Raw genomic sequence first — 5,425 nt, 5'->3', positions numbered from 1 at the left:
AGACCCATTGCCGACATTCGCAGAAAACCCATGATATTCAGCGGATTATCAAAAGCTGACGATCAATTTTCCCGGAAGCAGTAGCTCATAATCAGTGAGAAAACTTGGAAGCAGTCAGCCAAACGGGGATGCCAGTTTTCATATTTTCAAAACTCAAGGGCCACGGGAGCGGGTATTAGTTGACTACAGCTTTTTGGTTACTAAATTTCAATTTATGACATATCAGTCAAACGCCATTCGTTGCTGCTGGCATCGGACCCATACGCACAAATAATCCAACTTGATTGACGATCAATAGTTACAGTTATTCCTGTAACAAAATACGCTCCAAGAGACTGCTTTAGCAGAAGAATTTTTCCGAAGTTATGTCCTAACTCCTATGACTTTTACCGTCAATTGACCTGAGCAACGAGCAACGAGCAACGAGCAACGAAGTGAAAGGTGTCTGATGATCGGGCTGACGTCAAGCCCGAATTTGAGCTCAGAAATATCTGAATTGCTCATTGAGCGACGCTGGCTTGCTCTGGCTTTGTCAGCTCGATGGGCTCCCAGCGACCGGCAATGTTTTTCAGCAACTGGTTGACGGCTGCCAACTGGCGGTTGCGAACCCCGAAAAGATTGCTCTCCACGCCCAGGGCGGCGGTTTGCGCCACCACCACATTGAGGTAGCTCACGGTACCCGCACGGTATTGGTCAAGTGTGATCTCGAGGTTGCGCTGCGCAGATTGCAGCGCCTGCGCCTGCCAATTCAACTCCTGCTGCAACTGGTAGCCAAGGACCAGGTTGTCCTCCACCTCCTGCAAGGCGGTGAGCACCACCTGGCGGTAACTGGCGGTCACCTGGTCGGCGCTGGCGCGGGCCTGGGCACTGGCTTGTTTTCGCTGGCCACCATCCAGAATCGACACGGCCAGCGCCGAACCCAGCGACCAAAATAAATTTGGTGTGTTGACCAGGTTGACCAGGGACGAGTTGCTGAAACCGGTCCCGCCAGACAGTGTGAGTGCCGGGAAAAACGCGGCGTCCGTGACGCCGATCTGCGCGTAGCTGGCCGCCACCCGGGCTTGCGCCGCAGCAATGTCCGGGCGACGCTCCAGCAGCGTGGCCGGCAGGCGGGCCGGCACCTGCAGCGTATCAGGCAACAACGCTGTCGGGGCTAGCGTCAACACTGAAGGCGACAAGCCCAGCAGCACCGCAATGGCATGTTCGAGTTGCCCACGCTGGGCGGTCAATTCGGCCAGCTGCCCTTGCGCGCTGCTGAGCTGGGTTTGCGCTTGCAGCACATCGGTGCGTGGCGCCACACCTCCGTCATAGCGGGCTTGGGTCAAGTCGAGCGAACGCTGGTAGGCAGTCACACTGCGCTCCAACAATTGCGCTTGTGCCTCTGCGGTGCGCAAAGAAAAATAGGTCTGGGTCAAGGTGGCCTGCGCCGAGAGACGCGCAGAGGCCAAGTCGTCAGCGCTGGCCTGCAGCGCCGATGTGGCACCCCGGCTGGCTTGCGACAGCCGACCCCACAGGTCAACTTCCCAACTGGCATTCAGGGACAAGGACGCGCTGTTATTTGGATTTTGCGCAGCAAGCGAGGTGGTCGCTGTTGGACTGCCATTGCGCGCACCCGACACGCCCGCAGAGAGCATGGGAAACACGGCACTTTGGCTGGCGGTCAGCACCGCACGGGCACTGGCAACGGCCGCCACGGAGGATTTCAGCGTTTCGTTGCCAATGACCAGCCGCTGCTGCAGGTCGTCCAGCACCGGGTCTTTGAATAGCGTCCACCAGGCATCCGGCACGATGGGCGAAGCCGCGCTGCTGGCGCGTTGCCAGGGGCCGACTTCTTTGAACTGGGCTGGGGCTGCGAGCGCTGCTGGCGGTGCAACGGGACTGACGGCACAGGCCGACAGCAATAAGGCGGCTGCCAGCGGCAGCAGGGTGTAGCGCAGGATCATCATGAAGCATGGCCCAAAGTGGTTGAGACGACATTGAAGGTTTTGGGTAGGGCTTTTCGCCAGGGCCATGGCAGACCCCGCAGCCGGTCCATCAGCACAAATACCACCGGCGTGGTGTAGAGCGTCAGCAACTGGCTCAGGACCAGGCCGCCAACAATGGCAATGCCCAACGGTTGGCGCATCTCGGCCCCGTCGCCCGTGCCCAGGGCCAGCGGTACGGCACCAAAAATGGCCGCAAAAGTCGTCATCAGGATCGGCCGCAGGCGCAAATTGGCGGCACGGTAAATGGCCGCACCGGCGGAGCTGTGCCCGGCGCGCTGGCGTGAGATTGCAAAGTCGATCATCATGATCGCGTTCTTCTTGACAATGCCAATCAACAAAATGATGCCAATCAGCGCAATGATGGAAAACTCGCTTTTGAACAACATCAGGGCCAGCAAGGCCCCCACGCCGGCCGAGGGCAGGGTCGACAAAATCGTGATCGGGTGGATCAGACTCTCGTACAACATGCCCAGCACCAGGTAGATGGTGATGATGGCCGCCGCAATCAGCCAAGGCTGCGAGGCCAGCGACTGCTGAAACGCATTGGCCGTGCCGGCAAAGCTGCCGCGCACCGACACCGGCACGCCCAGTTCGGCCATGGCATTGTGGATGGCGGCGGTCGCCTCCGACAGCGACACCCCGAGCGGCAGGTTAAAGCTGATGGTCGATGCCGGCGCGCCGCCCTGGTGATTCACCGACAACGGCGTGTTGGTGGTCTCGATGCGGGCCAACGATGACAGCGGAACCTGCACACCGGTTTTGTTGGTGATGTAGAGGCGTTTGAGCGTCTCTGGGCCTTGCAAAAACTCCGGCGCCAGTTCCATCACCACCCGGTACTGGTTCAGCGGGTTGTAGATCACGCCCACCTGGCGCTGGCCAAACGCATCGTTCAGGGTGGTGTCGAGGTTGCTGACGGTGACCCCCAGGCGCGCGGCTGCATCACGGTCAATCAGCAGCGAGGTTTGCATGCCCTTGTCCTGCTGGTCGGTGTTGACATCGGTCAGCTCGGGCAAGGCCGACAAAGCGGCCCGCAGGCGCGGCTCCCAGAGGCGCAAGGTGTCAGCGTCATCGGCCTGCAATGTGTACTGGTATTGCGAATTGGACTGGCGTCCGCCAATGCGAATGTCCTGCACCGGCACCAGAAACAAATTGGCTCCGGCCTCGTGCGACAGCTTGCCGCGCAGGCGGGCAATCACCGCATCGGCGGAGGCATCGCGTTCGGCCAGTGGCTTGAGGGCGATGTAGAAGTTGGCCGAGTTGCGCTGCCCACCGCCGGTGGAGCCGCTGATATTGGCCACCGCCGGGTCAGACCCGACAATTTTCATGAACTTGTCGACCCGCGCCTGCATCATCTGAAACGAGCTGCCCTGGTCGGCCTGCACGCCACCTATGAGCACGCCGGTGTCTTGTTGCGGAAAAAACGTCTTCGGAATCGTCATGTAAAGCGTGACGTTGAGCCCCACCACCGCCACCAGCGCCAGCATCGCGACCGGTTGGTGACGCAGCGTCCAGATCAAGGAGCGGCGGTAGCCCAGCAGCACCCGGTGGCCAAAACGCGAAAATACCCGCTCAAGCGGGCCTGGCATGCGCTGGGGGCTATGCTTTTTAAGTAGCACGGCAGCCATCATGGGCGTGGTGGTGAGCGACACCAGCATCGACACCAGGATCGAGGCCGTCAACACCACGGCAAACTCACGAAACAGCCGCCCGACTACGCCGCCCATGGCCAGCAGCGGGATGAACACCGCCACCAGACTCAAGCTGATCGACAACACGGTAAAACCAATCTCGCGTGCGCCTTTGAGGGCCGCCTCGCGCGGTGACAGGCCCTGCTCAAGGTAGCGGGTGATGTTTTCCAGCACCACAATGGCATCGTCCACGACAAAGCCGGTGGCCACCGTCAGCGCCATGGCCGAGAGGTTGTCCAGACTGTAGCCACCCAGGTACATCACACTCAAGGTGCCCGCCAGCGACACCGGCACCGCGATGGCCGGTAGCAGGGTGGCGCGCCAGTTGCGCAAAAACAGCAGCACGACCAGAATCACCAAGCCGGTGGCGATTGCCATGGCGTGTTCCACCGCAAGCAACGAGGCTCGAATGGTGGGGGTGCGGTCACTCAGTACCTGGACATCGATGGCCGCTGGAATGGAGGCTTGGAGGCGCGGCAAAATCTCGCGCACCCGTTCGACGGTCTCGATGATGTTGGCACCGGGCTCCTTCAGAATAAACAGCGCAATCGCCGGTTTGCCATTGGCCACACCGTAGTTGCGCACGTCCTGTACCGAATCCATGACCTGCGCCACATCACGCAGCCTCACGGCGGCGCCCTTGACGTAGCTGAGCAGGACCGGCGCGTACTCGGCAGCCGTGAGGGCCTGGTCATTGGCCCCGATTTGCCAGCTGTGGCCGTCTTGCTCCACCGAACCCTTGGGCCGATTGGCGTTGGTTGCGGTCAGCGCTGTGCGCACCACATCCAGTGCAATGCCCTTGGCAGCCAGTTTGTCCGGGTCCAGTTCGACCCGCACGGCAGGCAGCGCGCCACCACCAATGGTGACTTGTCCGACCCCCTTGACTTGCGACAGCCGCTGCGCCAACACGGTGGAGGCCGCATCGTACATCTGACCCCGCGTCAGGGTGGCGGAGGTCAGCGCCAAAATCATGATCGGCGCATCGGCCGGGTTCACTTTGCGGTAGGTCGGGTTGCTTGGCATGCCCGTGGGAAGCAAGGTGCGCGCCGCATTGATGGCCGCCTGCACATCCCGCGCAGCACCGTTGATGTCGCGGTTCAAGTCAAACTGCAAGGTGACGCTGGTGGCGCCCAGCGACGAGCGAGACGTCATTTCGCTGACCCCGGCAATGTTGCCCAAAGCCCGCTCCAGCGGTGTTGCCACCGTGGCGGCCATGGTGTCAGGGCTGGCCCCCGGCAAGGACGCACTGACCGAGATGGTCGGAAAATCCACCTGCGGCAGCGGTGCAATCGGCAGCAAAAAGAAAGCCAGCACGCCCGCCAGCGCCACCCCGAGAGTGACCAGCGTGGTGGCGACGGGCCGGGCGATGAACGGCGCCGAGATGTTCAAGCAACGCCTTCCAAGGGCGTGGCCGGGATGGCTGGTTTGAAGCGCGCCACCAATCTGGCAAAGCCCAGGTAAATCACCGGCGTGGTAAAGAGGGTCAGCAACTGGCTCACCAGCAAGCCACCCACCATGGTCACCCCCAGGGGATGGCGCATTTCATGCCCGGCACCGGTGCCCAACATCAGTGGCAGGGCACCCAGCAGCGCGGCCATGGTGGTCATCAAAATCGGCCGAAAGCGCAACAGACAGGCTTTGTGGATTGCCGCACGCGGCGCCAGTCCTTCCTCGCGCTCGGCATACAAGGCAAAGTCGATCATCATGATGGCGTTTTTCTTGACGATGCCGATCAGCAGCACGATGCCGATG

The 5,425-nt window shown here is 61.1% G+C and carries 3 protein-coding genes; all 3 read right to left on the bottom strand.

Going from position 1 to position 5,425, the window contains the following annotated elements; all coding sequences use genetic code 11:
• Positions 1–500: 500 nt before the first annotated feature.
• Positions 501–1,946, bottom strand: a complete 1,446-nt coding sequence (locus WCG50_RS16975; protein WP_336900779.1) for an efflux transporter outer membrane subunit — start codon at positions 1,944–1,946, stop codon at positions 501–503.
• Positions 1,943–5,062, bottom strand: coding sequence for a multidrug efflux RND transporter permease subunit (locus WCG50_RS16970; protein WP_336900778.1), 3,120 nt, complete (start codon positions 5,060–5,062; stop codon positions 1,943–1,945). Before WCG50_RS16970 ends, WCG50_RS16975 begins: the two co-directional genes overlap by 4 nt.
• A partial coding sequence (locus tag WCG50_RS16965; RefSeq protein ID WP_336900777.1) for an efflux RND transporter permease subunit occupies positions 5,059–5,425 on the bottom strand: 367 nt, incomplete at its 5' end. The genes WCG50_RS16965 and WCG50_RS16970, both read right to left, overlap by 4 nt.

It is taken from the genome of Rhodoferax sp., from assembly GCF_037143375.1.
Lineage (GTDB): Bacteria > Pseudomonadota > Gammaproteobacteria > Burkholderiales > Burkholderiaceae_C > Rhodoferax.
Note: the sequence above shows the minus strand (reverse complement) of the source record. Positions and strands in the feature narration are given on the sequence as shown.

Bases quoted from the DNA above. Each gene is read 5' to 3' on its own strand.
- WCG50_RS16975 (WP_336900779.1), bottom strand. From the start codon at position 1,946: ATGATGATCCTGCGCTACACCCTGCTGCCGCTGGCAGCCGCCTTATTG.